Raw genomic sequence first — 25,767 nt, forward strand, 5'->3', positions numbered from 1 at the left:
GATTGCCGCGGCCTCGCTCGTTGAACAAAAAAAGAGCCCCTTCACTGGAAGGAGCTCTTTTTTGCGCGTTTTTATCGGATAAAATTGGTGGCGATTTTCCCCTCCGGCGGGGGTGGGGTAACGCCGCTCTGGCGTCCCGCTTCGATACTGTGGAGGAGCCAGGCCATGTTTTTCCCCAGGGTGCGCATGATCTGCATGCCTTCCAGGTCTTGACGTACTTCGTCGGGGGTGTTGCCGTGGACCATGTTCCAGTACTGGGAGGAGACGATGGGCATCTGAGAGATGGCAAAGTATTTGTTGAGTTCGTCGAAGGTGGCGGTGGTGCCCGCCCGGCGGGCGCTGATGACGGCGGCGCCCGGCTTGTAGCAGAAGTCCCGGCCCGCCGCGTAGAAGACCCGGTCGAGAAGGGAGATGAGGGAACCGTTGGCGGAAGCGTAATAGACCGGTGAGCCGATGACCACCCCGTCTGCCTGCCGCAGCTCGCCGATGACGGTATTGACAGGGTCGTCGTCAAAGACGCACCAGCCGGTTTCCTTGCACTTTTTGCAGTCGATGCATCCCCGGATGGGCTTTGTCCCGATCGAAATGATCTGGGCGTCCACCCCGTTTTCTTCCAGGGCTTTGGCCACCTCACAAAGGGCCGTGTAGGTGCAGCCATGGGGGTGAGGGCTTCCGTTGATGAGCAGTACGCGCATAGGGCGATCCTCCTTTATTAGCGTATACGTTTAAGTCTCCGACGAGGCCGGTTCCTGGGAAGCGGGCGGGGCGGAGAGGCGATCCATGATGTGAAATTCCCGGATGATGAAGATAACGGCTAAGAGGAAAGCTGCGGCGTCGGCAATGGGGCCGGCGTACATGACGCCGTCGATGCCGAAGAAGAGGGGGAAGAGCAGGATGAGCGGCAGAAGGAAAAGAATCTGCCGGGTCATGGACATGAGAATGCCGCGGCGCGCCTTACCAATGGAGGTGAAGAAATTGGAGGTCAGCGGCTGGATGCCGTTGACAAAGGTCATGAGCATATAGATGCGGAAATACCGCTCGGCAAAGCGGAAATAGGTATCGCTGCCCTGGCCGAAGATACTGACGATCTGGCGCGGGAAGATTTGAAAGGCCAAAAACGCGAGAATCGAGATGGCGGTAATCACCACCGCGCCGGTGAGATAGGTGCGCTTGACCCGCTGATAGTTTTTGGCGCCGTAGTTAAAACCTACAATGGGTTGGCACCCCTGGGCCACACCGATGGCAAAGCCCATATAGACGATGTTCACCTTTGAGATGACCCCCACGCAGGCCAGCGGGATTTCCTTGCCGTAGATGGACATAGCGCCGTAGTGGGTCAGGGTGTTGTTGAGGGCGATTTGTACCACTGTCATGGCAAGCTGGTTAAAGCAGGCGGCGGCGCCCAGGGAGACGATGGATTTGATATACATCGCCCGGGGCCGCAGATGCTCCCGGGTGAGGCGGATGGTCTTAAACCGGGGGAGATAGAGAAGCACCAGCACCGCCGAAAGGAGCTGTCCCAGGACGGTGGCATAGGCCGCGCCAGCGATGCCCATATCGAAGCCGAAGATGAAAAGGGGGTCGAGGATGGTATTGAGGATGGCGCCGGAAGTGACGCAGATCATGGAGTAGGTGGGGCTGCCGTCGGAGCGGATCAGTTGGCTGCACCCGGTGGAGAAGATGACAAGCGGCAGCCCGAAGGCGGTGATGCCCGTATAGGTCAGCGCGTAAGAGAGGACATCCTCGGTGGAGCCGAAGGCCAGCATGAGGGGCTTCAAAAAGACCAGGACGATCAGGGAGAGTGTGACGCCGGAAATAGCCATGGAGATAATGCCGTTGCCGGCGATGTAGGCGGCCCGGTTCCGGTTGCCCGCGCCCTGGCTCAGGTTAAAGTTGGAAGCGCATCCCACGCCCAGCAAAAGCGCCAAGGCAGAGCAGATGGTGGATAAAGGGAAGGCCACATTGGTGGCGGCGTTTCCCAACATACCGACGCCCTGTCCGATAAAGATCTGGTCGACGATATTATAAAGGGAGGACACTAAAAAGCTGATGATGGAGGGAATGGCAAATTTGGTGAGCAGCTTTCCAATGCTTTGGGTAGCTAGTGGATTTTCTTCCACACTGAGGTTTTTGTTTTCCATGTGACATCTCTTTTCTAATGGGTCTTTGGCAATAATTTGCTCCGTTGACATTTTAGTACATCTGTGCTAAAATGTCAAATCGTAGAAAAGAGGGGTCAGATGAGACAAGATCGGAAATTAGAAATCTTGGAGATGGCGCGCCGTCTCTTTAATGAGCGGGGCTATGAGCAGGTTTCAATGCGCTGTATTGCCGACGCGCTGGAGATGAGCGTGGGCAATTTGACCTACTACTATAAGAAAAAAGAGGACCTGGTGGAAGCGGTTATATTGGAGCAGCACAAGCTGCATGAAAAATTTCTGCCTCCCGTGTCCTTAGAAGAGATGGACGCCCTGTTTCGGAGAATCCTCCGCCATCAAAAGAGGAACATTTACTATTTCCGCCACTACGACTTGTTGGCCCAGCAGTTTCCAAAGATCTACCAAATGCAGTGCGCCATTGTGGAGGAGCTCTATGCGGCGCTGGAGGACTCCTTTGTCCTTTTGCGGGAGCGGGGACTTTTGGAGGAGGACCAATTTCCTCGCCAGGGCTATCATCTGGTGCAGGCGTTGATGATGGTAATTTACGGCCATGTGTTCCAGCGCCACGACCGACGGGAATGCCTGTGGAGTCTCATCTACCCCCTGCTGACGGACCAGGGGCGTCAGATTTATAACGAAACGATCGGACAGACGCTGGACGAAGATACAGAGAATACGGAAAAATAAAAGGTGGAAAAAATAAACCCAGCCGTGAAAACGGCTGGGTTTGTTTTTTATGCGGGAGAAAAATGCAGGGGTTCCCGATGGGGAGTATGCAGTGCCCGCCGGCAATGGAAAGGGACAGTGATGGAAAAGCTACCGCTTTTCGCAGGATAATGCCATCATCCGGGAGGACCAGGCGATGAGCTTCCCAAAAGCGGCCTCCAACTCCACCCCGGCGGTATGGGCCAAGGTGTCCCGCTCCATGCACATTTGCAGAATTTCCCGGTTCTCCCCGGTGAGAAGGGGGAGAAGCTCCGCCTTGCTGCGGGTATAGACGCCGGTTAAGAGAAAATGAGCGGCCTGGAGCAAAAAGAAAGTCCCTTTGTATAGGGCGGGAAGGGCGTCGGCCGGGTTTTCATCGAAAAGGTAGCTGTGGCAGGCGCCGTGGTAGAGATTAGCCGCCCCCGTTTGGAGAGCTTCAGCAGCGTCGCGGTCCACCGGCCCGGTGATTTCCTCCAGAGAGCCGAGGAGGGGGCGGGTGTCCAAGACAAACTGAAAGAGATCGGCTCGGGGCCAGCGGGCGAGTTCATCCCGGCCGCTGACAAAGCCGCAGGCCCGCTCGGCATGGGGCATGGTTTTTAATAGCTGCCGGTAACGCATCAAATCCGCAGTGGAAAGCTCGTCCAAAATGAGAACCACGTCGATGTCGCTTGCAGAGGTGGCCTCCCCACGCTGGCAGCTGCCCTGCAGCCCCAGAAAGATGAGGCGCTCCCCAAAGGCGGAGCACAACTTTAGCTTGAGCGCTTCCATCCATGTATCGATTGAAATGTCCATAGGCGTCTCCTTTCATAACGACGATAGGAAACAGCATTGTAACATGGCAATTGCGGCGTGTCAAACAAAAAGGGGCGGAAGGAATGATCCTTCCGCCCCTGCTGATTCACATCACACGCTGATACCGCTTTCCGGATTCTGAGCACTCCAATCGCCCAGATAAATGCGGTCGGAATGAGTGGGGGAAGAGGAACTTGGCTGAGCCTGGCTTTCCTCCTTGAGGGCGGCAAAGGCGTCGGGGTAAAAATACCGGGCGCCGATGAGAAGCCCGCCGCAGAGAAAAAGGGCTAGGATACACAAAAAAATGACGCGGTCTTTTTGTAGTTGACGTCTATCCTCTTGCTTTTTCATCGGTCTTCCCCCTTGTTTTTCCTATCTCTATTAAACCACGATTTTAGGGGAAAATGTTTTACATATTGTTTAGAGATTTCTTAAGACTTTCTTATGGAAAGAATTGCTTATGTGCCGTGTTTGGGCTAACCGCAAAAGAAAAAGGAACCTGTTTCTGACCGTAGTCGAAAACAGGTTCCTTTTCTGGTGCGAGCGATGGGACTTGAACCCACACGCCATAAGACACACGCCCCTCAAACGTGCCTGTCTGCCGATTCCAGCACGCTCGCATTCAGCAAGAGCTATTATAGCATTTTCTTGGAGCGAAGTCAATTATTTTTTTGCCAAAAATCAGCAGATAAATCGGGCGCTGCTTCCCGATTTGGTAGGCGTGACCACCAGTTTGGAGGAGATGCGCTCGGATAATTCCGCCACGTGGGAGATGATGCCCACCATCCGACCGTCCTGCTGTAAGCTCATCAGTGCGCCGATGGCACTGTCTAACGACTGGCTGTCCAGGGTGCCGAAGCCCTCATCAATGAACATGGTTTCGATGGTGATGCCTCCCGAATGCATCTGGATGATGTCGGCAAGGCCCAGCGCCAGCGCCAGGGAGGCCTTAAACCGCTCCCCACCCGAGAGGGTGTTGACATGGCGGTGTTTGCCGGTGTAGCTGTCCCAGATTTCTAAGTCTAAACCGGAGGCGCGGTTGTATTTTTCCTTTTCATCGCGGCGTCTCAGCATAAAGCGTGAATTGGTCATGACGATGAGGCGGGCGTTGGCGGCTTTGATGATGTCGTCAAAATAGGCGGCGAGGACGTAGCGCTCAAAGTTAATATTCTTGGTGTTGCCCCCGTTTGCCACTTTGTAGAGGTCGCCCACCACCCGGTAGCGCTCATAGAGGACGTCCATCTGACGGCCCACGCCGCGTAGGATTTCCAGCTGTTTGCGGTTGTTGAGGGCGCGGGCATAAAGCGGGGTGTACTGCCCCTCGATTTCCTCGATGTTCCTGTCGAGCTCATCGATCTGCCGCTGCATGGCGTCCAGGTCGATGGCTGCACGGCCGCCGGTCTGTTCCACGAGAGACTTTTGCTCGTAGCTGAGCATCTGCGACTGACTGCGGAATTTTTCCAGGGACTGCTCCATAGCGGGAATCATCACCTTGCGGGGCGCGTATTCCTCCAAGGCCGCCGGGGAGCCAAGGACGCTCTCCCGTACCGCCGCGTCAAACTGCTCCCGCAAGAGGGCCAGGCTCTTTTTGGCGTCTTCTAACTGGTAGGAAAGGGTGCGTATGTCTCCTTCCAGCTTGTCCTTCCTCGATTTACAGTCCAGATATTCCTTTTGGATCCGGGCGATCTCCCAGTCCAGCTTTCCGCAAGCCTCGGCTGTCCTTTGGTTTTCGGCCTGGGCTGCGGGGAGGGTGAGACCTTCCTCCAGCCCGGAAACGAGCTGATCAATGGACTGGGCGAGGCCCTCCACCGCGGAGGCAGCCTTGAGCCGCCGCTCCTGGAGGGAGGCCGCCGCCTGCTTTGTCGCGGTCCCGCTGCTGGTACTGGGGGAGGAGAGCAGCTGGTCCCGGGTGCGCCCGGTCTGCGCAAGCAGGGCCTGGGCCTTTGCTTCCATCTCTTCCAGACGCCGGCGGTGCTCTTCCTTGAAGCTGACAAGGGGCGCCGGGTCGGTCAGCAGCCCGGTGAAACTGAGGGGAGCTTCATTCCCATCGCCCACGGCGGCCAGCAGGGTCTTTCCCCGGACCTGGATGTCCCCCAGCTCCTTGACGCAGACGTTTTCCCGCCGGCGCAGTTCGTTCACTTGGGCCTGGGTGACCAGATTCTCGCCGCGCCCGGCGGGGCTTGGGTGGGTGAGGGAGCCGCAGACGGGACAGGGGGCGCCCGCTTGCAGCTGCCGGGCGAGCAACGCGGCCTGGTCGTCGAGAAAGCTCTGGTAGGCGCGCAGATATTCCTCATAGACCTGCAAATGCCGCTCTTTTTTTAACCGGTATTCCCCCAAGACGCTTTCCAGTTCCCCAGCCTTTTGCAGCAGCTCCTTGGCGGCGCGCTGCTCCTCCCAAAGGCCGTGATATTCTTCTACCAGGGTGAGGAGGGAGAGATTGTTGTCCAGCTTTTGGAGCGTCTGCCGTCCCAGCGTGAGCTTCGACCGGCTTTCTTCGAGGAGCCGCAGCTTTTTGCAGGCGTCGTCGAGTTGCAGCTGACGACGGGCCAGCGCGTCCCGCCGCGCGGAAAGGGCGGGCAGGCCGGCATAGTCTTCCCCCAGTTTTTGAAGCGCTGGCAGGAGGGTGGAAAGGGACGCTTTTCCTTTTTCCAAAGAGGCGCTCAGGTTTTTTTGCTGGGTCTCCTTCTCCGAAAGCAGGGCCTGGGAGGCGGAGAGCTCCGCCGCGGCCCGGATTTTTGTGAGCTCCGCCTCCATGGCCTCCATGACCGGGCGCTCCTTTTCGAGGGCTGTGAGCTGCTCGGTGACCGCTTCCAGCTTGAGCAGGGCCTCGTTGTGCTTTTGGGCGGCCTCGGGGTGGATGGCCTGGCGCTTTGTGCGCAGTCCTTCCAACTGCTTTTGGAGCGCCGCGCTGTGCTTGGCGTCCTCCTTGATACACCCGCGCAGGCGCTGGGTGATGAGGGAAAGATCGGGATAGGGGGCGCGGATGAGCTCCAGAAGGGCGGCGTCTTCCGTTTCGATCTGCCCGAGAGAGAGCTGGACCCGGGTCTTGTGCTCGGAGAGCTCGCCCTCAATGTCCGAGCAGATCTGCCCCAACCGCCGGGTCACCTGGTCGTAGATGCGGGTGTCGAAAATCCGGCGGAAGATGTCCTGCTTTTTAGCGCTCTCCGCTTCCAGCAGTTCCTGAAATTCTCCCTGGGGCAGCATGACGATCTGCCGAAACTGCTTGTAGTCGAGCCCTAATAGTTCCTGGACCTTGGCGCCCACTGGGTCGATGCCCGAGATGACGGTACCGTCGTCTAAAGTCATGGCGGCCTTGGCGGGGAAGGGCTTGAGGCTTTTTTTGTCCCGTCCCAGCCGCATCTGTTTGGGATAGCGCTCGATTTCATAGCGCTTGTCCCGGACGGTGAAGGTAAATTTGACAAAGCACAAGGTGCTGTCGTCCGCGTGCTGGCTTTTAAAGTTTTCGCTCTCCCGGCTTAAGGAGCTGGCTTTGCCGTAGAGGGCGAAGGCGATGGCGTCAAAGATACTGGTTTTGCCCGCCCCTGTGGGCCCGGTGATGAGAAAGAGGCGGGTGTTGCCCAGGGTGGTAAAGTCCAAAACGGTCTCCCCCGCATAGGGGCCGAAGGCGTTCATGATAAGCAGTTGCGGCCTCATGCTCCCGCGCCCCCTTCCTCCTGGCGGCGGACATAGGTAAAGACGTCCTCCATGATCTGGGCCTGTTCCTCCCCCAGACTCTCCCCCCGGGCGGCCTCGTAGAATTCGGTAAACAGGTCCTCCATGCTCTTTTTTGAGATGTGGGCGGTGGACACCGGGTGCAACAGGACTTCCTCGTCCTGGGCCACCATGCGGATGCCCAGCACATTGGGGTAGATGACCCGCAACTTATTCATGGCGTCGAGGACAAAGCCTTCGTCTAAGAGGTTGACAAAGACATAGTCGTCAAAATTCTGTATCGGCAAGTTATCCCGATCAGTGAGTTCCCCCAAATACCCAGTGAGGATCCGCAGGTCCCGCAGAGGGGCCAGGGGGACCGGATGGGAACTGACCTGCCCCTTGGGCCCCAAGTCGACGATAACCACCGCCTTGTCCCGGTCCGCCTCGCTGATGGAGTATTTGAGGGGGGAGCCGGAGTAGCGCACGGTGTCAAGCCCCGCCTTTTGGGGGGCGTGGAGGTGGCCCAGGGCTACATAGTCAAAACCGTCGAACACCGTAGCGTCCACGATGTCGGTGCCGCCCACGCTCACCTCGCTTTCGCTGAAGATGAGGGCGTCGGGCTCGGCGCTGCCGTTTGTGATGCGGGCGAAGAAGCTGTGCCCCACCAGCACGTTGCGGGCGGAAAAATCCACCCGGTCCCGGTTGAGCTCAAACAGCTTTCCATAGGCCCCGCTGAGGGTGTCGGGGGGCTCCATCTGGGCGGCGCCCGTCAGCACGCCGCGCATGGTGGGCAGATCGGCGTAGGGAATGAGCCAGAAATGGACCTCCCCATAGGCGTCGGGCAAGGTGATTTGGCGGATTTTGGAGGAAAAGATGGACTCCATATAGAGCCCCTGGGACTCGTAGAGGCGGCTGGCGAAGGCCAGGCGCTTGCCCCCATCGTGGTTGCCGGAGATGGCGATGACGGGCAGGTGCAGCTGCATGGTCAGGGTGCTGAGAAAATCGTCCAGCAGCACCACCGCCTCGCTGGGTGGGATGGAACGGTCGTAGAGGTCCCCCGCGATAACGACGGCGTCCACCTTTTCCCGCACGGCGATATCGCAGATGCGCCCGAGGATATAGGACTGGTCCTCCAAGAGGTTAAAATCGTTGAGGTTTTTTCCGATGTGAAGATCTGATGTATGTAAAATGCGCAAGGAGCGTCTCCTTTCTAAAAGACAATCTGTCCCAAGCGGTTTCCCGGCGGAATCATTATTCTGCTTCTTATTTTATCCTGTTTGTCCGCCCCGCGCAAGGAGTTTCCAAAGGGGCGCGGACAAAGCGGACATATTTGTCCGGCGGGGCGAATAAAATGGGACTGGCAGTAAATGCTCAAAGCCCTATGGGGGAGACTCCGGACGACGGCTCACCGCGCGGGCCGCCGCCTGTAAAAATATCTGCGGGCGCGGAGAAAAGGACGGCGTGAGATGAGAAAAAGAATGGAAAGCGGCGGAGAAATGCTTCCGGCGGCGGGCCTTTCCCAGGTACAGGCCCAAAACCGCCTGGAGGAGTTTGGGGAGAACGTACTCACAGGGGGAAAGAAGATCAAGGCCTCCCATATCTTTGCCGCCCAGTTTAAGGATGTCATGGTCATGATTCTGCTTGTCAGCACGGTACTGTCGGTGCTGATGGGGGAGGTGACCGAGGCCATCACCATCATTGTCATTGTGCTCTTAAACGCGCTCCTCGGTTTCTTCCAGGAGTTTCGGACCGAGAAGACGCTCGATAAGCTCAAAAATATGGCGGCGCCGGGAGCCACCGTGCTGCGCGACGGCGTGCCGGTCATGATCCCCGCCTCCCAGGTGGTGCGGGACGACGTGGTGCTCCTCAAGGCCGGGGACCGGGTGCCCGCCGACGCGGTCATTTTGGAGGCAAGCTCCCTGTACAGCGACGAATCCTTGCTCAGCGGCGAATCGGTGGAGGTGGAAAAAATCCCCTGTACCGATCTGTCCCTGCCGCCGGAGCTTCACCGCAGCGACATGGTCTATATGGGCACCGTCATCACCAAAGGCCGGGGCCGTGCGATGGTGGTCTCCACCGGCATGCAAAGCGAGATGGGACACATCGCCGGCATGCTTAGCGAAATCGAACCCGAGCCCACCCCGCTGCAAAAGAAGCTGGATGTGATGGGTAAATATATCGCCATCGGATGTCTGGTGATCTGCGCCGTGGTGGCGGCGACCGGTATCCTGCGGGGGGAGCCGGTCTTTGACATGGTTGTCACCGGCATCTCCCTGGCCGTAGCGGCCGTGCCTGAGGGCCTGCCCGCCATCGTCACCATCGCCCTGGCTCTCTCGGTGTCACGGATGCTCAAGCGCAACGCCTTAGTGCGCAAGCTCCACGCCGTGGAGACCCTGGGTTGCGCCGATGTCATCTGTTCGGACAAAACCGGGACCCTAACCGAAAACAAAATGACCGCCACCCACCTCTACACCACCGAGGGGATGATCGAGGTCACCGGCAGCGGCTATGAAAAGGGCGGCGAATTCCTCATGGGAGGAAGGCGGGTCAACGTCACCGCCATGACCGATGTCCAGATGCTCCTGCACATCGCCGTCGGCTGCAACAACGCCTCCATTTACACCGACGACCCGAGAGAGCCCCGGAACCGATCCTTTAACCCCTCCCGGGACGTTTGGCAGACGGCGGGGGAGGCCACCGAGACGGCGCTGCTCATCCTGGCGGCCAAGGCGGGGGTCTTCAAGGAGGACGAGGAGCGGGAGTACCGGCGCATCGACGAAATCCCCTTTGACTCCACCCGCAAGTGTATGTCGGTGATCGTTTCCAGCCGCAGCGGGGATACCCAGCTCTTTTGCAAGGGAGCCCCCGACGTGGTGCTAGAAAAATGCGGCTACTACTCCACCAACGGACGGACCCTGCCGCTGACTTCCGCCATGAAGCAGGAGTTCCTCAGGCAGAATGAGGAGATGGGCCGGCAGGCCCTGCGGGTGTTGGGCTTTGCTTACAAGACCTGCCGGGGCTCCGACCGCGCGGAGCAGAATTTGGTCTTTTGCGGCCTCACCGGCATGATCGATCCACCCCGGCAGGAGGCCTACGACGCGGTCCTTCGCTGCCGTCAGGCGGGCATCCGGCCGGTGATGATCACGGGCGACCACATCATCACCGCCTCTGCCATCGCAAGGAAGCTCAAAATCCTCACGGGGGACGGCATCGCCATGACGGGCGCGGAGATCGACGGGATGGACGACCGGGAATTTGAGCGCATTGTAGGCCGGGTGAGCGTCTTTGCCCGGGTGACGCCGGGGCATAAACTGAGAATCGTGCGGGCGCTTAAGAAAAACGGCCATGTGGTGGCCATGACCGGCGACGGCGTCAACGACGCCCCGGCCATCAAGGAGGCGGACATCGGCGTGGCCATGGGGATGAACGGCACCGACGTGACCAAGGAGGCCTCCTCCATTATCCTCATGGACGACAACTTCGCCACCCTGGTGGCCGCCGTGGAACAGGGCCGGGTCATCTACGACAACATCCGCAAATTTATCCGGTATCTGCTCTCCAGCAACATCGGCGAGGTGCTGACCATGTTCATCGGCATGCTCATGGGGATGCCGGTCATCCTGCTGCCCATTCAGATCCTGCTTATTAACCTGGTCACCGACGGCCTGCCCGCCATCGCTCTGGGCCTGGAGGGGGCCCAGGAGAACGTCATGCGCCGCAAGCCCCGCTCCGCCCGGGAGGGCATCTTTGCTGGCGGGCTTTTGGGGCTCATCATCTTCCGGGGGTGTCTCATCGCCCTGGCGACCTTGGGCTGCTTTGTCACCTTCTTTAACCTGACTGGAAACTTGGCCATCGCCCGCACCGGCGCGTTTTTGACCCTGGTGCTGGCCCAGCTCATCCATGTCTTTGAGTGCAAGAGTGAACAGAAGAGCCTGTTTCGTATCAACATCTTTGACAACTGGAAGCTCATCTTCGCCGTGCTCATTTCCGCGGCCATCGTGTTTTTGTCCATCTATCATCCATGGGGCCAGTTTATCTTCCGCACCATCCCCCTTTCCTTTATGCAGCTGATGATCGTGTCCGCCTTCTGCATCGCCGGCCCCCTGATTTCCAGTATCATTTACAGCTTTTCCTTCCGCAAAAAGGAGGAATTCGTCGTCACAGCCGAGATGCCCGAATAAGAACATCGTATAGGCAAGAGGTATTTAGAAATTTTTCTAAATACCTCTTGCTTTTTGTTGACTCCTATGATATTATCTATTTAGAAAATTTTCTAAATACTACGGGGAGGTAGATCCATGGGTTTTGCCGAGACATTCAAAGCGTTGTCCGACCCGGTGCGGCGGGACATTCTGGTGCTGCTTTCTCGGGAGGGAAAGATGGCGGCGGGGGAGATCTCCTCTCATTTTGAGATGACCGGGGCCACCATCTCCTACCACCTGTCCCAACTCAAAAAGGCGGGGCTCATCTTTGAGAGCAAATACAAAAACTTTGTCTACTATCAGCTCAACACCTCCGTATTTGAGGAGGTCATGCTCTGGCTCAGCCAGTTTAAAGGAGACGATCACCATGAAAAAAATGAATAGGCAGCTTCTCATTTCCCTTTTGCTTTGTCTGGTGCCCTTTGGAATGGGCCTGGCGTTTTATGAAAGGCTTCCTGAGCAGATCGCGATTCATTTTGGCGTCAACAACATGCCCAACAGCTTTGCTTCCAAGCCCTTCGCGCTCTTTGCCATTCCTGCCTTTTTGCTGGTCATCCATTTGATCGTCTGGTTCCAACTGGAAAACGACCCCAAGCGGCAGAACTATGCAAAATCGCTCCGGGGCCTGTCCTGTTGGCTGGTGCCGGTGATCTCCGTGGTCATGCAGACGGGTATCATCACTTATGCCATGGGCGTGCCCTTCTCTATGGGTTTTTATATCTCGTTGGGGCTGGGGGTGCTGCTGATGGTGCTGGGCAACTACCTGCCCAAATGCCGTCAAAATTATACCATGGGCATCCGCCTTCCCTGGACGCTGCACAGTGAGGAAAACTGGAACCGGACCCACCGGCTGGCGGGCTGGACCTGGCTGGGGGGCGGAGCGCTGTTGGTGGTCAACGCCTTTCTAAACCTTCCCTGGGTGGGGTTGGCCATCGTCCTGTTCATCGTCCTGATTCCGGCCGTATATTCCTACCTGCTTTCCCGAAAGCTGGGGAAGGATGGCGGAGACAAAGCCGCGGGATAAAAAGCGCGCAGCCCATCAAATAGTCGTGGCTTTTAGCCCTTAAAGAGCGGGCTGCGGCACCCGTACACAAAAGCCGCCGGGAATCAATGACGGCCACGAATGCCGAAAAAGCCGCCGCATCGAAAGATGCGGCGGCTTTTTCATCCAGCAACGGGCGCGCGGCTTACAGATGGTAGCCGCCCCGCAAGCGGTTGCGGATGAACAGCTTTTTGAAGGCCTTCCAGTGGAAGGGAAACAGGGGATAGAGATAACTCTTACCCGAGATGGTTTTATTGAGGGAGATGGCCAAGAGAAGGATGACAATGCCGGCGATATAACCGTAAAGGTCGAAGAAGAAGGTCAGCACCAGGGCCAGCATTCGCATGAATTTGAGGGCATAGCCCAACTCGAAGCTGGGCTGGGAGTAGCTGGCAATGGAGACAAAGGCCATGTAAAGCAGCGGCTCCTTATTAAACCAGCCCGAAGAGACGGCAAAGTCGCCCAGCACGATGGCGGCCACCACGCTCAAAGCGGTGGTGAGCATGCTGGGGGTGTTGAGGGCCGCCAGCCGCAACCCATCAATGGCAAACTCCAAGATGAGCAGCTGTACGATGAAGGGAACATAGATGGGGTCGGTGGGCAGGGTGAAGGTCAGCCACTCGGGCAACCACTGGGGATTTTGCATAAAGAGGAGGAAGGTGGGGGTGATGAGGAAGGTGAGGGCCGCCACCATCAACCGGGACAGGCGCAGGTAGGTGCCGGTGATGGGCGGGAAGTAGTAGTCGTCGGCCTCCTCCACAATGTCGAACAAAGAGGTGGGCAAAATCATACAGGCGGGAGAATTGTCCACCAGCACCACAATATTCCCCTCTAAAACCGAGGCGGCGGCGGTGTCGGGGCGCTCGGAGTACTTGAACTTGGGGAAGGGGTTGTACCACTTGTGGGGATAGAGGCACTCGGCCAGGCTCTGCTGGTTCATGGTCAGGGAATCAACCTGGATGGCCTGGATGCGGCGCTTGAGCTCGGCTAAGAAATCCGGGTCGCAGCGCCCGTCCATGGAGCAGACCACCACGTCGGTCTTGGAGGCCGTCCCCACCGAAAAGATTTCCATGGAGAGCTTGGGGTCCCGGATGCGGCGGCGGATGAGGGCGGTGTTGAAGACCAGCGTCTCCACAAAGCCGTCCCGGGAGCCCCGGAGGACTTTGTCCTGCTCGGGCTCGTCCACCCCGCGGGTGGGATAGGTGCGGATGTCCATGGCGATGCACTGGTCGTAGCCGTCGATGAACAGGCAAAGCTGGCCCGAGAGGATATTGGTTATAATTTTATCCACATCGCCCTCCAGCCCAACTTCCACATAGGGGACAAAGTCCTTGCAGAAGCCGTGGGAATCCTCGGGCAGATCCTCCGGGGTGATGGCGTAATAAAACTCCATCACCTTTTCCATGACCTCGTCCTTGACAAAGCCGTCCACAAAGAACATGCAGGACCGCCGCCCGCCCACCGTGATAATCCGGCGGATGATGTCGAAGTTTTTGTCGGCGTTCATGGCGCTTTTTAACAGGTCGATGGTCTCGTCGATATGGGTACTAATCCGCATCGTTTTCCCTCCCAGGTCGTAGATAAGAATATTCTGCCACCCGGAGGACGAAAATATTTACACGCGGAGAAAAAAGCCGTGGACTCCTTTCGAGTCCACGGCTTTTTTGCGGGAAGTACGCTACATCTTATGCCGCACGATCAGATAGCTGACGGCAAAGATGAGGATGGCCACCCAGAGACAGACAACCAGGGTGATGAGGACGGTAAAGTTGAGCACGGCAAAGATGATGCTGGCAAAGGTCATCCCCATGGCCAGGATGAGGAAGGTCCATTTGCAGGCTTTATCGATGATCGCCTGGCTGCGCTCATCGTTTTCTTTGATCTCAAATTCTTTGAGGCGCTTGGGGTCGCGCAGGGCGATGAGCGCCTGAACGAGCAAAAACAGTCCCACCAGTACCATGCTGCCGCCACCGCCCACCATAAAGCCGGTGCCGAAATCAGCTTGGGAAGATTCGGCGAAGGGGTGGAAGGTAAAATAGAGTCCTATGGCCAGAATGATGGCGCCGATGATGATGGCGGCGATGGAATATAGGATGCGGTATCTGATGTTTTTCGATTGTTTGATGAGCATGTTACATTTCCTCCTCAAAAATAAAAACCTCTTCAATCTGTTTACCAAAAGTCTTGGCAATTTTATGGGCCAGCAAAATGGAGGGGTTATACTTCCCGTTTTCCAAAGAAATGATGGTCTGCCGGGAGGTTTCCACCATCGCCGCCAGCTGCTGCTGGGTCAGCCCCTTTTCTTCCCGCAGCGCCGCAATTTTATTTTTCAAGCAATCATCCCTTCGTTTTTTGATGTGTAAAGTTAACTTTACATTCATTATAGCCACCCACCCCATGAATGTCAAGTGCGCTTTACATTTTTGCTAAATTTTTTCTGGCTTGAAAAAAGAGGGGCAACCGGCTACAATGGGGATAGAAAAGGGGGCGTTTACTTTGGACAGGGAGGACATTTTTGTCATCTATGGAAAAAAGCCGAAAGCCATGGCGCGGGAACTTTTGGAAAGGGCCGGCGTCGCGGATGAGATACCCGAGGGCGCCAGCATCGGGCTCAAGCCCAACTTGGTGGTCTCCAAGAGCGCGGAGAGCGGGGCGACTACCTCGCCGGAAATCGTGGAGGCGCTCATCGAATATCTAAAAGAACACGGCTTTGGGGATATTACCATCATGGAAAGCTCCTGGGTGGGGGACGACACCCGCAGGGCCTATCGAGTGTGTGGGTATGAGGAGATTTCCAAGCGCTATGGGGTGCCGCTATTGGACCTCAAACGGGATAAGGCCATCTTTCATGAGGCGGGGGGCCTCAAAATCGAGTACTGCGACACGCCCTTCCGGGTGGATTACCTGATCAATCTGCCGGTACTCAAGGGCCACTGCCAGACGGCCATGACCTGCGCGCTCAAAAACATGAAGGGGTGCATCACCGACCGGGAGAAGCGCCGTTTTCACACCCTGGGGCTGCATAAGCCCATCGCGTGCCTGAACAAGGTGCGGGCCGCGGACCTGGTGTTGGTGGACGGCATGCGGGGGGACTTGGACTTTGAGGAGGGCGGCAATCCGGTGCAGATGAACCGGATGTTGCTTTGTAAGGACAGCGTCCTGATTGACGCCTATGTGGCCCAGATCATGGGATACGATCTCGAAGAGATCCCCTACATCACCCTGGCGGCCGAGCTGGGCGTGGGAAGCCTGGACGTGGAAAGCGCCAACATCGTGGAAATGAACCGGGATGAAAGCGGCGTCTCCCTCACTTCCTCCCGCCGGGCAAGGGCGCTGGCAAAGTATATCGACGAGAGCGACGCCTGCTCGGCCTGTTACGGCAGCCTCATCCACGCTTTGGCCCGGTTGGAAGACCGGGGTATGCTGCGGGGCATCCGGGGCAAAATTCATATAGGACAGGGCTTCAAAGGAAAGGAGCCCGGCGGCATGGGCGTGGGCGTGTGCGCCAAAGGATGCGAAAAGTGCGTCCCGGGCTGTCCACCCAAGGCCATCGACATTGTCAGAATGTTGGAGGAAAGTATTTCTTCCGGCGGAAAGAGGTAAGGATGCGCGTATTTTTGATCGTTCTGGACAGCATGGGGATTGGCGAAATGCCCGACGCGGCGGCCTATGGGGACGCCGGGAGCAACACACTGGGCACCATCCGCCGATCGGAAAAGTTTTCCACCCCCCATTTGCGGCGTTTGGGGCTCTTCTCCATCGACGGGGTCGCCCCGTTGAAAGAGGAAGAGCCCTTGACCGGGGCTTTTGCCCGGCTGGGGGAGTCCTCCAAGGGAAAGGATACCACCACCGGCCACTGGGAGATGATGGGGATCATTTCCCCCAAAGCCATGCCCACCTATCCCGAGGGCTTCCCGCCGGAAATACTCGCGGAACTCGAGCGGAAATGGGGCCGGGGTATCCTCTGCAACCGCCCCTATTCCGGCACCCAGGTCATCCGGGACTATGGGGAGGAGCACCTGCGTACCGGCAAGCTCATTGTCTATACCTCGGCGGACAGCGTCTTGCAGATCGCGGCCCACGAGGACCTCATCCCGGTGGAGGAACTTTATGAGTATTGCCGGACGGCCCGGGAGGTGATGCAGGGGGAGCACGGCGTGGGAAGGATTATCGCCCGGCCCTTCACCGGGAAAGCGCCCGACTTTGCGCGCACCTCCAGGCGGCACGATTTTTCCCTTCTGCCGCCCCGTCCGACGGCCCTGGATGCGCTCAAAGCAGCTGGGAAGGACGTCATCGCGGTGGGGAAGATTAACGACATCTTCGCCGGACAGGGCGTCACCGAGGCGATTCCCACTTCCGGCAACGACGACGGTATGAGAGTGACCCTGGACATCGCGCGGCATCGGGACTTTGACGGGCTCTGTTTTGTCAACCTCGTGGATTTCGATATGCTCTACGGCCACCGCAACGACATTAGCGGCTATGCCGCCGCCCTGTCGTCCTTTGACCGCCAGCTCAGAGAACTGCTCCCCCTTTTGTCGGGGGAGGATCTGCTGATGATCACGGCCGACCACGGCTGTGACCCGGGAACCGACAGCACCGACCACTCCCGGGAGTATGTCCCGCTGCTCCTTTTTGGGGAGCGGGTCAAGCCGGGGGTGAATCTGGGCACCCGTGAAACCTTCGCGGACATTGGAAAGACGGTGCTCGACGCCTTGGGGGTGCAAAACGACCAGCCCGGCGTCTCCCTGTGGGAACGCGTCCGGCGATAAAAAGAGCTGCTTGCGGAGTGCAGCGCATGGCGCGGAGCCCCCGCATCAGGTTTGATCGCGAAGACATGAGAAGCGGCCTTTAGGGTTTGACGCACGAGGGGCGGAGCGCTCAGCGCGGATGCCCAGCGCATCGGATTTTTATATACAGTCACGGGCGGTGTTCCTGCCGCCATCAAAATCGGCCTGCCGCGGCCTTTGAGAAACAGCGGCGGCCACGGAGCCACGGAGGGGAAACGGGATCGACGTCCTCCCCAAAGCCCGCGGCGATGGGTGGAGGTCATTATGTATCGCACGGAACTGATTCACGAAGCGCTCAAAGCCAGAGAAAACGCATACTGTCCCTATTCCCACTATGCGGTGGGGGCGGCCCTGCTCGGCAAGAGCGGCAGCGTCTATCGCGGTTGCAACGTGGAAAACGCCTCCTATGGCGCGGCCAACTGTGCCGAGCGCACAGCGGTTTATTCCGCGGTAGCGGCTGGCGAAAAGAAGTTTGTGGCCATCGCCATTGTGGGAGGCCTCGAAGGGGCGCAGCCGCCTTTCTCTCAGTTTGCCTTCCCCTGCGGCGTCTGCCGCCAGGTGCTCTGGGAGCTGGGCGGGGAGAAGCTGCTGGTCATTGTGGCCCGTGATGAGGACAATTATCAGGAATACACCTTGGGCGAGCTTTTGCCCGAAGCCTTCGGTCCGGAAAAGTTGTAAAGGAGGAGAAGCCATGCGGATGGTGGATTTGATCGCCAAAAAGCGGGACGGCGGGACCCACTCCCGGGAGGAATTGCGCTTCATCGTCGACGGATTTACCGGCGGGGATATCCCGGATTATCAGATGTCCGCCTTTTTGATGAGCGTCTTTTATAAGGGAATGGAGGACGGGGAAACCGCCGCCCTCACCCAGCTCATGGCCCAGTCGGGTGAGATGGTGGATCTCAGTAGCATCGAAGGGGTCAAGGTGGATAAACATTCCACCGGCGGCGTGGGGGATAAAACCACCCTGATCGCCGCGCCCATTGCCGCCGCCTGCGGGGTGAAGATCGCCAAGATGAGCGGCCGGGGGTTGGGGTTTACCGGCGGCACGGTGGATAAGCTGGAATCCATCCCCGGCTTTCGCACCGAGCTGCCCCGGCAGGAATTTTTGGAGATTGTAAAGAAGACGGGTATCTGCGTCATCGGGCAGTCGGGCAATCTGGCCCCGGCGGATAAGAAGATCTACGCCCTGCGGGATGTGACCGCCACGGTGGACAGCATCCCCCTCATTGCGGCAAGCATTATGAGCAAGAAGATCGCCGCCGGCAACGACTGCATCCTGTTGGACGTCAAGACGGGAAGCGGCGCCTTCATGAAGGAGATGGAGGACGCGGTAAAGCTGGCGGACATCATGGTCCGCATTGGCGAAAAGGCGGGGCGGCGGACCATGGCGCTCATCACCAATATGGACATACCGCTGGGCCGCGCCATCGGCAACGTGTCGGAAGTGCGGGAGGCGGTGGAGACGCTCCGCGGCCGTGGGCCCGCTGATTTAAGCGCCGTCTGCCGGGAGCTGGCCGCCAATATGATCGCTCTGGCCGGCGGCGGTGAGATCGAGCGCTGCCGGGAGCTGGCGGCAAAGGCGATGGAAGACGGCTCCGCCTTCCAGAAGCTGCGGGAGATGGTGAAAGCCCAGGGCGGAGACGTATCCGTCATCGACGACCCGGAAAGTTTTCCGAAAGCGGGCATTGCCCACGAGGTGCTCGCGCCGCAGGATGGTTACCTCAGCGCTATGGACGCGGCCCAGTGCGGTATCGCTTCCATGCTGCTGGGAGCGGGCCGGGCCACAAAGGAGAGCGTTATCGACCACAGCGCGGGCATTGAACTTGTCAAAAAGACAGGGGAGCCTGTCAAAAAGGGAGAGGTCATCGCGAGGTTCATGACCAACGACGAAAGCGCGATAGCTGGGGCGGAGGAAACCTATGGGAACGCCCTGTCCTTCTCGGCGGAGCCGCCCGTACAGGAAAAGCTCATCATCGCCCGGGTGACTCGGGACGGCGTCAGCTATTTTTAGAAAATCTCAAGATTTTACGAGGAAGGACTGAAATATTGGAAATAGAACTGAGAACAGAACGGCCGGAGGACTACCGTGAGACGGAAAACGTCACGCGGGAGGCCTTTTGGAATCATTTTGTACCGGGGTGCTGTGAGCATTACCTGCTCCACATCATGCGGGACTGTCCGGCATTTCTGCCCGAACTCGATATTGTGGCCGTCTACGATGGCAGCATCGTCGGGAATGTGATCTGCACAAAATCCGTCGTCAAGGGAGATGACGGAAAGGAGTACGAGGTATTGGGCCTGGGACCCATTTCCGTATTACCGGCGTATCAGGGCAAGGGCATCGGCGGGAAATTGATCGCCCGTGTCCAGGAATTGGCGCGGGAAAGGGGCGATCGGGGCATTTTCCTCTATGGCGACCCGGATTATTACGGACGCCATGGCTTTACCGCCGCCGAGCGCTTCGGGATTCGGACGTCGGACGATTATTTCGCCGATGCCTTGCAGGGATGCGAGCTGTATGAAGGGGCACTCTCGGACATGCGGGGGCGCTATGTGGAGGACGCGGTTTTTGGAATTGATCCCGCCGCCGTCGATTTGTTCGACCGGCAGTTTCCTCCCAAGGAAAAGGTGAGCGGTACTCCCTCCCAAAAGCGGTTTACTGAAATTGCCGCCCGGCGCAAAAACGCAAAATAGAGCGGAAGACCAAATTTGAGTTTTGCAAACCAAGCGGGAAACAAAAAGGACGGCTTTTTAAGCCGTCCTTTTTTGCTTTTTCGTGATCCGTTTGGAGCACGCCTATTTTTTTCGCCTTCCGTGCCCCCAGCCGCAAAGGCAATTTCATGGTTTTCCCAATGCGCAGGGCATCCGCGCGGTGCGATCTGTCAAAAGAGCCAATGCACTTTGCGTCCGCATATGCATTCTACCTGAAGATGGCGCTTACCGCAACTTTTGCCATTATTTGATGGTCGTTCCAATGCAGGGCATCCGCGCGGTGTGTAAAAAAACAATGTACAAGGCGTCCCCATGTCGACGTTTTGCCCCTCAAGCGCAAAAAAAGCCGCGTAAGCGGCTTTTTTGGTGGGAAGGCGTTTAGGTCAACGCCTCCAAAACACTGCGGTAGAGAATTTCCGGGTCGTCCAGAAAACGGTCCCGAATTTGATGAGCCTGTTCCTTGGTCGGTACAAAGAGAGAAACCCGCAATAGATCCGAGCCGATGTCCTGCATGACGCAGGAAACAAGAAAGCCGTCCGCGACTTGCTCGATCTCCGCTTTGTTCTGAGCGTGGAGCTTGGCCTTTTTTTGCAGCTGCAATGCGTTATTCACCGCCTTTTCTCGCACGGAAAGGGGCAGTGATTTTTCAAATTCCCGGGCCGTTTGCGCGCCCTTGGGCAGCAACCGGTAATACTCCCCTTCGGGGCGCATCTCCTCAATTACTTCCATGTGGCCGTTGTTAAGCAGTTCTCCCACCGCCTCGGCAAACTGGAAGTAATTGACCAAGCCATTCCCGGTGAGCACCTCGTTCATCTGCGCTTTAGATAAGGGCTCCTTGAGAGCTTCAAGGAGGCAGCAGATCAATATCTTAATCTCATAATCCTCATGCAACCCGCCCGGCACCACACCGTCGATATTTACTCCGGTAAAGTCCATCACTGTCACCTGCCTTCGCTTAAAAAAGTATTCGTTTCCCCTTTTCCATCAGTTGTAAAAGGGAAAATCAGAGGTTTGTCGTCCACTTTTATTTTACACGATTATGGTACAAAAAGAAAGGGGAAAACCTGACAAAAGAGGACCGGGACAGGATGACTCCTGTCCCGGTCCGGGGGGCTCTATGGGAAGTAATGGATTTAAGCTAGCGCAATCTCTTTGACGTCCTTGCCGTCGGAGAGGCTGGTGGACTTGGCTTTCAAGTCAGAGAGGGTGTAGATGTAATCCCCTTTGTAAACGCCGCGATGGATAGTCAGGGCGCTGTCCATCTCCTGCTCCAGATTTTTCTGGGCTTCTTCGCTTTGGTGGGTGATGCGGCCCGCTTCTTCCAGCTTGCTGCCGGTGACCTGGAAAAGGACATAGCCGTTAAAGCTGTTTTCATAGCGGGATTCATAATATCCGCGCCCGGGCGTCGCATTCTTCGTCAGGGTGACGGGGATACCGATCAGCCCCTTTTCCTCATAGAAGAGAAACGCCTTGTGATCATTCATCAGCTCGCTGTAACTCCCGCAGTCGCCGAGAACGACACTCGTCACTTCTTTGGGGTCCGCTTTGTCGGAGACGTCGAAGAGGGAGAGCTTGATGCCGCCGGTGACGGTAAAGGTACTGCCGTAGCCGTCGTTTACCTCCTTGGTGTCATAGCCAACGCCCACCAATAGGTTTTCAGAGACCGGGTGCAGGTAGCTGGAAAATCCGGGGATTTTGAGTTCTCCCAGGATCTGGGGCTTGGCGGGGTCGGAGAGGTCGACAGCGAACAATGGGTCCACCTGCTTGAAGGTGACCAGATACGCGCTTTCCCCCATGAATCGGACCGATTTGAGCTCTTCGCCCTGGGCCATGTTTTCCAGATAGGAGACAAGCTCTAAGTTCTCGTCGAGGACGTAAAGGTTATTAGAGCGGCGGTCCTTGCGACCGTCAAAGAGATTGGTGGCAATGCGGAAATAGCCGTCATATTCGTCCATGGAAAACTGGTTGAGGATAGAACCCTTGACCCGTCCCGAGGCGGTCATGACGATGTTGAGCCCCGAAAGCTCCAATTTATAGACGTTGGAATAGGAAATCTGAGCTGCATCATCGAAGGTGTCGCAGACCAGGTACATGCTGTTTGTCGATACATACATCTGGCTGGAACTGCCCAGGATGGCCCGGGTGTTGACAGCGCCGCCGGGTTCGCGCACATTCACGGCCGAGACGATGTTGTAGCAGGCGCTCTCCACAGTGGGCAGCAGATAGATGCTGTCTGCAGACAATAGCGCTCCCGACGCCTGGGTGCTGTCGGTGACGGCGGGGACATAGTCGGCGGGCTGGAGCTGGTCGACGGTTTTTTCAAGCGGCAGATACTGCTGAGAAACCAGATATAGCATACCGTCGATCATCCGGGCATCCTGATAGTCGCCGTCCTGGGTGATGACCCGTTCCACCGCGGGCACGGCGGGGTCGGAGACATCGTAGAAAGTGGCTTTGACCGTGCTCTGCACAGTGTCGGCGGAGTCGGAAAGCATCTTGCGCTGACGGTCCAAGGAGGTGTTGGAAGAGGAGAGAACCACCAGGTTGCTGCCCTCCAGAAACATGTCGAGAGTGTAGCAAAACTCTTTGTCCTTGATCGTGCTCACCTGTTCCATGCCGCCGTTTTCTTCCATCTTGACGATGTTGACGGTGTCGGAGTTGGAGTAGTAGATATAATTGCCGTCGGTTTTGACGATGTCCGCCTCGACGACGCCGTCCACCTGATTGTTGGTCTGGTCGCCGGTGTCATTAGTTCCGGCGGTGCCCGGGTTATATTTTTGGGAGGAATCTACCGTGTTTTCCCCGGCTGCCGGACTGCTTTCCTGGCCGCCGGTGCCCGGCTGGGGCCCGCCGCCAGCCGTGGGAGGATTGACCTTGTTGCCATTTTCGTCGTAGATGATACCTTGGCCTAAGGTGACGTTTCGCTGGGCAATGGGAGCCAGAGCTTTCGCGACATCGTCGTAACTGGCGGCCTGCATATCGGTGAGCTCTCGTGCGGAGAGATTGTTCTCGGCCTCTAGGCTTTCGGGCATCATATCGGAGGCCACGGCCGCGCAGCTCGAGGAGGACGCGCCTCCCGTCATATTCTGGCCACTTGATTTTGCCATCCCTAAATGCATCCCTGCAAAGAGGGAGACGGTGACCACACAGCCGAGGACCAACACGAGGCAGGCGGCTGCGGCGATGTATTTCTGGATGGGGAATTGGCGCTGCGGGGCGTGTAACTTCTTTTTCATGTTGTCGGGGGAGATGCTTTCGGGGACAGGAATGCCGCCGCTGATCTCCTGCAGGAGTTCTTGGAGACGCAAAGTGTCCTGCTCCTCAAAATTATCGTTTGAGTGACTCAATATACTCACCCCTCTCTATGGATTTCTTCAGCTTTTCCAGGCACCGGTGGAGCTTGGAAGAGACTGTGCCCTGGGGCATCTTCATGATCTCCGCGATTTCGCGGATTTTATAGCCCTGGATGACGCTAAGCGCAACAATGGTGCGCTCGTTGCAGCTCAGGCCGCCCAGAGCGCTAAGGAGGACCAACTTATCATCGCTGTCCTGGCTGTAGGTGAGGGTGTCGTCGGTCAGCGCAAAGTCCTCCAGGTTCATCTGATTGCGCAGCTTGTAGTTGAGGGCAATTCTCCGGTTACATCGGGCGTGCAGGATTTTGAAAATCCAAGCTTTAAAAGCCGACGGCTCCTTGAGTCTGCGGATGCCCCGAAAGGCCTCTAGAAAGGTCTCGGATACCGCATCCTCCGCGTCGGTCCGGCTGCCCAGCACAAAAAGGGCAGTCTTGTACAGGTCGGTGTAGACCTGCTCATAAAGCTGTGTGAACGCGTCGCTGTCTCCTGATCTTGCCTCCTCGACGATCCGTACGTCAATCGTCATGGTTGTTCCACCGCCTTCCGGAAAGGGTGTCCATCTCTTTAGTGGTGAGTTTCGTCCAGTTTCTTGCATATCTCCAAAGTTTTTTCATGGAGCGGATAAAAAGCCGCAGGCAGTTTTTGGCGCAGGAAGGGCGAAGCGCGAAGAGCGCGAGCCCCGCGCATCAGGTTTTTATGGCGAAGCCGCAAAAAGGGCCGCAGGTTCTTTTTTGCGCAAGTTGGGCGGAGCGCGAAGAGCGCGAATGCCCTGCGCATCAGGTTTTTATGGCAAAGCCGCAAAAAGGGCCGCAGGTTCTTTTTTGCGCAAGTTGGGCGAAGCGCGAAGAGCGCGAATGCCCTGCGCATCAGGTTTTTATGGCAAAGCCGCAAAAAGGGCCGCAGGTTCTTTTTTGCGCAAGTTGGGCGGAGCGCGAAGAGCGCGAATGCCCTGCGCATCAGGTTTTTATGGCAAAGCCGCAAAAAGGGCCGCAGGCTCTTTTTTGCGCAAGTTGGGCGGAGCGCGAAGAGCGCGAATGCCCTGCGCATCAGGTTTTTATGGCAAAGCCATAAAAACAGAGCAGCGCATCGCTTGTCCCGGATGCGCTGCTAAAAAGTCGAAGAAAAATTTAGAAGTACTCCACCGTCACCTTTTTGCCGGTGCGCTCGAGCTCGGCGGCCAGCTCCTTGATGAGATTGAGCTTGAGCCCCAAAGAGACGGGCATGCCCGGATTCTGATGGGCGGGGTTGAGGGCGCGGCCCACCAAAAAGCGCACCTCGGTGGCGTCCTCCAAGAGGAGCTTGGTGATGCGGCTGGCGCCGTCCTTTTTACTCAGGGTGTAGCTTTCTAAGCTGTCGGCCCCGGCGTCGTTGATGCCCTTGATGATGTCTAAAGCCTTGCCCAGGGTGAGGACGCCCTCGGTGACTAGGTCCACGCCGGGGAGGGTGGCGATGGGCGGCACGGCGGGGTTCTCGTAGTCGATCTGGACCTTGAGCTCCCGGCCGGTGACACGGCTGACAATTTGGGAGGTGGTGCCGCCGCAGACCACCTTGAGGCCTCGGGAATACATGAGCTTATCCACGACGATTTTATCCATCTCGCCGTTGACCGGCGGCCCCACCATGACGGTGGCTGGGCGGCTGGGCTTGAGGGCCAGGGCGCAGACGGTGGAGTCGTCGCCGCACTTTTGCATATAGAGGGTATTGACGGCGGCCAGGAGCTTTTTGGTGATGACCCGGGGAGACATATTGGGCTCCAAGTTTTCCACTACATAGTTAACGATATTGTCATACTGCCACCCCAGATCCAGCAGCCTGCCCACGCCCGCGTGGACCACGCCGTCGGAGAAGGTGATGATCATGTCCGAGCTCTCCGCCTCGAAGTGGCTGACGTGGATGGTCTTGCCCCCGATTTCCACCGTCTCCCGGGGGATGGGGGTCAGTTGGTTGCGGTGGAAATAGAGTAGGTCCGGGTTATCGAACTCGGCGGTGTAGACCTTGCCGTCCCGCCCCACCTTGATGATGGTGAAGGTGGAGTAGGCAAGGCCCCGTTCGCTGCACACCGGCAGGGTGCTGGCGATGGTTTCCAGCGTCTCCTCCAATTGGGCGCCGCTGGCAAACATGGTGGCGATGATCTTGCTGGTCAGGGTGGAGAGGATATTGGCCTTGACGCCGCTGCCCAGCCCGTCGGCCAGCACGGCGAGAAAATAGTCGTCCGCGCGGACGAATTCCACCTTGTCCCCGCACAGCTCCTCGCCGTATTTATGTAAGCTTTCATATACGGCATCGATATATAGTTCCATGATGAACCTCCATTATTATAAGACTCCCGCGGGAGCGGTAATGGCGCCTTTTCCT

The 25,767-nt window shown here is 57.5% G+C and carries 23 protein-coding genes and 1 tRNA gene; 10 read left to right on the forward strand and 14 right to left on the reverse strand.

Features of this window, described 5'->3' with window-relative positions; translation table 11 throughout:
- Window positions 1-71: 71 nt before the first annotated feature.
- Entirely contained in the window at window positions 72-695 is a 624-nt protein-coding gene (locus H8709_RS00965; protein ID WP_262396505.1) for a flavodoxin family protein, read from the reverse strand.
- 30 nt (window positions 696-725) lie between these two features.
- Window positions 726-2,141: an MATE family efflux transporter gene (locus tag H8709_RS00970; RefSeq protein WP_262396506.1), complete on the reverse strand. Its 1,416-nt coding sequence runs from the start codon at window positions 2,139-2,141 to the stop codon at window positions 726-728.
- Window positions 2,142-2,240: 99 nt separating this feature from the next.
- Here H8709_RS00970 and H8709_RS00975 point away from each other — a divergent pair, with 99 nt between their 5' ends.
- Window positions 2,241-2,846 (forward strand): TetR/AcrR family transcriptional regulator, encoded by a 606-nt coding sequence (locus tag H8709_RS00975; protein WP_262396507.1) that lies wholly within the window; start codon window positions 2,241-2,243, stop codon window positions 2,844-2,846.
- A 129-nt stretch (window positions 2,847-2,975) separates the two neighbouring features.
- Here the strand turns inward: H8709_RS00975 and H8709_RS00980 are convergent, their stop codons facing one another.
- The 5 genes from H8709_RS00980 to H8709_RS01000 all read right to left on the reverse strand — a co-directional run bounded on the left by H8709_RS00980 (window position 2,976) and on the right by H8709_RS01000 (window position 8,506).
- A complete protein-coding gene (locus H8709_RS00980) occupies window positions 2,976-3,656 on the reverse strand; it encodes a nucleotidyltransferase domain-containing protein (RefSeq protein WP_262396508.1) in 681 nt (226 codons plus the stop codon).
- 111 nt (window positions 3,657-3,767) lie between these two features.
- Window positions 3,768-4,007 (reverse strand): hypothetical protein, encoded by a 240-nt coding sequence (locus H8709_RS00985; RefSeq protein WP_262396509.1) that lies wholly within the window; start codon window positions 4,005-4,007, stop codon window positions 3,768-3,770.
- 184 nt (window positions 4,008-4,191) lie between these two features.
- Window positions 4,192-4,276: transfer RNA gene (locus H8709_RS00990), tRNA-Leu, on the reverse strand.
- A 61-nt stretch (window positions 4,277-4,337) separates the two neighbouring features.
- On the reverse strand, window positions 4,338-7,310 hold the full coding sequence (locus H8709_RS00995; RefSeq protein WP_262396510.1) for an AAA family ATPase: 2,973 nt from the start codon (window positions 7,308-7,310) through the stop codon (window positions 4,338-4,340).
- Complete coding sequence (locus tag H8709_RS01000) at window positions 7,307-8,506, reverse strand: exonuclease SbcCD subunit D (RefSeq protein ID WP_262396511.1); 1,200 nt, start codon at window positions 8,504-8,506, stop codon at window positions 7,307-7,309. Before H8709_RS01000 ends, H8709_RS00995 begins: the two co-directional genes overlap by 4 nt.
- A gap of 270 nt (window positions 8,507-8,776) precedes the next feature.
- Here H8709_RS01000 and H8709_RS01005 point away from each other — a divergent pair, with 270 nt between their 5' ends.
- The 3 genes from H8709_RS01005 (at window position 8,777) to H8709_RS01015 (ending at window position 12,536) form a co-directional block, all read left to right on the forward strand.
- On the forward strand, window positions 8,777-11,491 hold the full coding sequence (locus tag H8709_RS01005) for a cation-translocating P-type ATPase (RefSeq protein WP_262396512.1): 2,715 nt from the start codon (window positions 8,777-8,779) through the stop codon (window positions 11,489-11,491).
- Window positions 11,492-11,608: 117 nt separating this feature from the next.
- The gene (locus tag H8709_RS01010) at window positions 11,609-11,896 is read left to right on the forward strand and encodes an autorepressor SdpR family transcription factor (protein WP_262396513.1); all 288 of its coding nucleotides are present in this window, start codon (window positions 11,609-11,611) and stop codon (window positions 11,894-11,896) included.
- Entirely contained in the window at window positions 11,880-12,536 is a 657-nt protein-coding gene (locus H8709_RS01015) for an SdpI family protein (RefSeq protein WP_262396514.1), read from the forward strand. Before H8709_RS01010 ends, H8709_RS01015 begins: the two co-directional genes overlap by 17 nt.
- A 163-nt stretch (window positions 12,537-12,699) precedes the next feature.
- Here H8709_RS01015 and H8709_RS01020 read toward each other — a convergent pair whose 3' ends face one another.
- The 3 genes from H8709_RS01020 to H8709_RS01030 form a co-directional block, all read right to left on the reverse strand.
- Entirely contained in the window at window positions 12,700-14,112 is a 1,413-nt protein-coding gene (locus tag H8709_RS01020) for a spore germination protein (protein ID WP_392391636.1), read from the reverse strand.
- A gap of 120 nt (window positions 14,113-14,232) precedes the next feature.
- Window positions 14,233-14,685, reverse strand: coding sequence for a hypothetical protein (locus H8709_RS01025; protein WP_262396515.1), 453 nt, complete (start codon window positions 14,683-14,685; stop codon window positions 14,233-14,235).
- Window position 14,686: 1 nt separating this feature from the next.
- Window positions 14,687-14,887 carry a helix-turn-helix transcriptional regulator gene (locus H8709_RS01030; RefSeq protein WP_262396516.1) on the reverse strand — a complete coding sequence of 67 codons (201 nt, stop codon included), beginning with the start codon at window positions 14,885-14,887 and terminating at the stop codon, window positions 14,687-14,689.
- A 136-nt stretch (window positions 14,888-15,023) separates the two neighbouring features.
- Between H8709_RS01030 and H8709_RS01035 the strand changes: the two genes are divergently transcribed.
- From H8709_RS01035 to H8709_RS01055, 5 genes are all read left to right on the forward strand, one after another.
- Window positions 15,024-16,157, forward strand: coding sequence for a DUF362 domain-containing protein (locus H8709_RS01035; protein ID WP_392391637.1), 1,134 nt, complete (start codon window positions 15,024-15,026; stop codon window positions 16,155-16,157).
- Window positions 16,158-16,159: 2 nt separating this feature from the next.
- On the forward strand, window positions 16,160-17,326 hold the full coding sequence (locus H8709_RS01040) for a phosphopentomutase (protein ID WP_262396517.1): 1,167 nt from the start codon (window positions 16,160-16,162) through the stop codon (window positions 17,324-17,326).
- Between the two features lie 282 nt (window positions 17,327-17,608).
- On the forward strand, window positions 17,609-18,022 hold the full coding sequence (locus H8709_RS01045) for a cytidine deaminase (protein WP_262396518.1): 414 nt from the start codon (window positions 17,609-17,611) through the stop codon (window positions 18,020-18,022).
- A gap of 13 nt (window positions 18,023-18,035) precedes the next feature.
- Window positions 18,036-19,358, forward strand: a complete 1,323-nt coding sequence (locus H8709_RS01050) for a pyrimidine-nucleoside phosphorylase (protein ID WP_262396519.1) — start codon at window positions 18,036-18,038, stop codon at window positions 19,356-19,358.
- Window positions 19,359-19,393: 35 nt separating this feature from the next.
- Window positions 19,394-20,041 carry a GNAT family N-acetyltransferase gene (locus tag H8709_RS01055; protein WP_262396520.1) on the forward strand — a complete coding sequence of 216 codons (648 nt, stop codon included), beginning with the start codon at window positions 19,394-19,396 and terminating at the stop codon, window positions 20,039-20,041.
- A gap of 396 nt (window positions 20,042-20,437) precedes the next feature.
- Here H8709_RS01055 and H8709_RS01060 read toward each other — a convergent pair whose 3' ends face one another.
- The 3 genes from H8709_RS01060 to H8709_RS01070 all read right to left on the reverse strand — a co-directional run bounded on the left by H8709_RS01060 (window position 20,438) and on the right by H8709_RS01070 (window position 23,938).
- Complete coding sequence (locus H8709_RS01060) at window positions 20,438-20,995, reverse strand: DUF4364 family protein (RefSeq protein WP_262396978.1); 558 nt, start codon at window positions 20,993-20,995, stop codon at window positions 20,438-20,440.
- Between the two features lie 197 nt (window positions 20,996-21,192).
- Window positions 21,193-23,415, reverse strand: coding sequence for a beta-propeller domain-containing protein (locus H8709_RS01065; protein ID WP_262396521.1), 2,223 nt, complete (start codon window positions 23,413-23,415; stop codon window positions 21,193-21,195).
- Complete coding sequence (locus H8709_RS01070) at window positions 23,387-23,938, reverse strand: RNA polymerase sigma factor (protein ID WP_262396522.1); 552 nt, start codon at window positions 23,936-23,938, stop codon at window positions 23,387-23,389. Before H8709_RS01070 ends, H8709_RS01065 begins: the two co-directional genes overlap by 29 nt.
- Window positions 23,939-23,982: 44 nt before the next feature.
- Between H8709_RS01070 and H8709_RS01075 the strand changes: the two genes are divergently transcribed.
- A complete protein-coding gene (locus H8709_RS01075) occupies window positions 23,983-24,483 on the forward strand; it encodes a hypothetical protein (protein ID WP_262396523.1) in 501 nt (166 codons plus the stop codon).
- 56 nt (window positions 24,484-24,539) lie between these two features.
- Here H8709_RS01075 and H8709_RS01080 read toward each other — a convergent pair whose 3' ends face one another.
- Complete coding sequence (locus H8709_RS01080; RefSeq protein WP_262396524.1) at window positions 24,540-25,712, reverse strand: serine/threonine-protein phosphatase; 1,173 nt, start codon at window positions 25,710-25,712, stop codon at window positions 24,540-24,542.
- Window positions 25,713-25,767 lie beyond the last annotated feature (55 nt).

The organism is Zongyangia hominis (assembly GCF_014385095.1).
In the GTDB taxonomy this organism is placed as follows: domain Bacteria; phylum Bacillota; class Clostridia; order Oscillospirales; family Ruminococcaceae; genus Zongyangia; species Zongyangia hominis.

Excerpts from the sequence above, each read along its gene's own strand:
- H8709_RS00965 (WP_262396505.1), bottom strand. The coding sequence starts at position 695 with ATGCGCGTACTGCTCATCAACGGAAGCCCTCACCCCCATGGCTGCACC.
- H8709_RS00970 (WP_262396506.1), bottom strand. The coding sequence starts at position 2,141 with ATGGAAAACAAAAACCTCAGTGTGGAAGAAAATCCACTAGCTACCCAA.
- H8709_RS00975 (WP_262396507.1), top strand. The coding sequence starts at position 2,241 with ATGAGACAAGATCGGAAATTAGAAATCTTGGAGATGGCGCGCCGTCTC.
- H8709_RS00980 (WP_262396508.1), bottom strand. The coding sequence starts at position 3,656 with ATGGACATTTCAATCGATACATGGATGGAAGCGCTCAAGCTAAAGTTG.
- H8709_RS00985 (WP_262396509.1), bottom strand. The coding sequence starts at position 4,007 with ATGAAAAAGCAAGAGGATAGACGTCAACTACAAAAAGACCGCGTCATT.
- H8709_RS00995 (WP_262396510.1), bottom strand. The coding sequence starts at position 7,310 with ATGAGGCCGCAACTGCTTATCATGAACGCCTTCGGCCCCTATGCGGGG.
- H8709_RS01005 (WP_262396512.1), top strand. The coding sequence starts at position 8,777 with ATGAGAAAAAGAATGGAAAGCGGCGGAGAAATGCTTCCGGCGGCGGGC.
- H8709_RS01010 (WP_262396513.1), top strand. The coding sequence starts at position 11,609 with ATGGGTTTTGCCGAGACATTCAAAGCGTTGTCCGACCCGGTGCGGCGG.
- H8709_RS01015 (WP_262396514.1), top strand. The coding sequence starts at position 11,880 with ATGAAAAAAATGAATAGGCAGCTTCTCATTTCCCTTTTGCTTTGTCTG.
- H8709_RS01020 (WP_392391636.1), bottom strand. The coding sequence starts at position 14,112 with ATGCGGATTAGTACCCATATCGACGAGACCATCGACCTGTTAAAAAGC.
- H8709_RS01025 (WP_262396515.1), bottom strand. The coding sequence starts at position 14,685 with ATGCTCATCAAACAATCGAAAAACATCAGATACCGCATCCTATATTCC.
- H8709_RS01035 (WP_392391637.1), top strand. The coding sequence starts at position 15,024 with ATGGGGATAGAAAAGGGGGCGTTTACTTTGGACAGGGAGGACATTTTT.
- H8709_RS01040 (WP_262396517.1), top strand. The coding sequence starts at position 16,160 with ATGCGCGTATTTTTGATCGTTCTGGACAGCATGGGGATTGGCGAAATG.
- H8709_RS01045 (WP_262396518.1), top strand. The coding sequence starts at position 17,609 with ATGTATCGCACGGAACTGATTCACGAAGCGCTCAAAGCCAGAGAAAAC.
- H8709_RS01050 (WP_262396519.1), top strand. The coding sequence starts at position 18,036 with ATGCGGATGGTGGATTTGATCGCCAAAAAGCGGGACGGCGGGACCCAC.
- H8709_RS01060 (WP_262396978.1), bottom strand. The coding sequence starts at position 20,995 with ATGGACTTTACCGGAGTAAATATCGACGGTGTGGTGCCGGGCGGGTTG.
- H8709_RS01070 (WP_262396522.1), bottom strand. The coding sequence starts at position 23,938 with ATGACGATTGACGTACGGATCGTCGAGGAGGCAAGATCAGGAGACAGC.
- H8709_RS01080 (WP_262396524.1), bottom strand. The coding sequence starts at position 25,712 with ATGGAACTATATATCGATGCCGTATATGAAAGCTTACATAAATACGGC.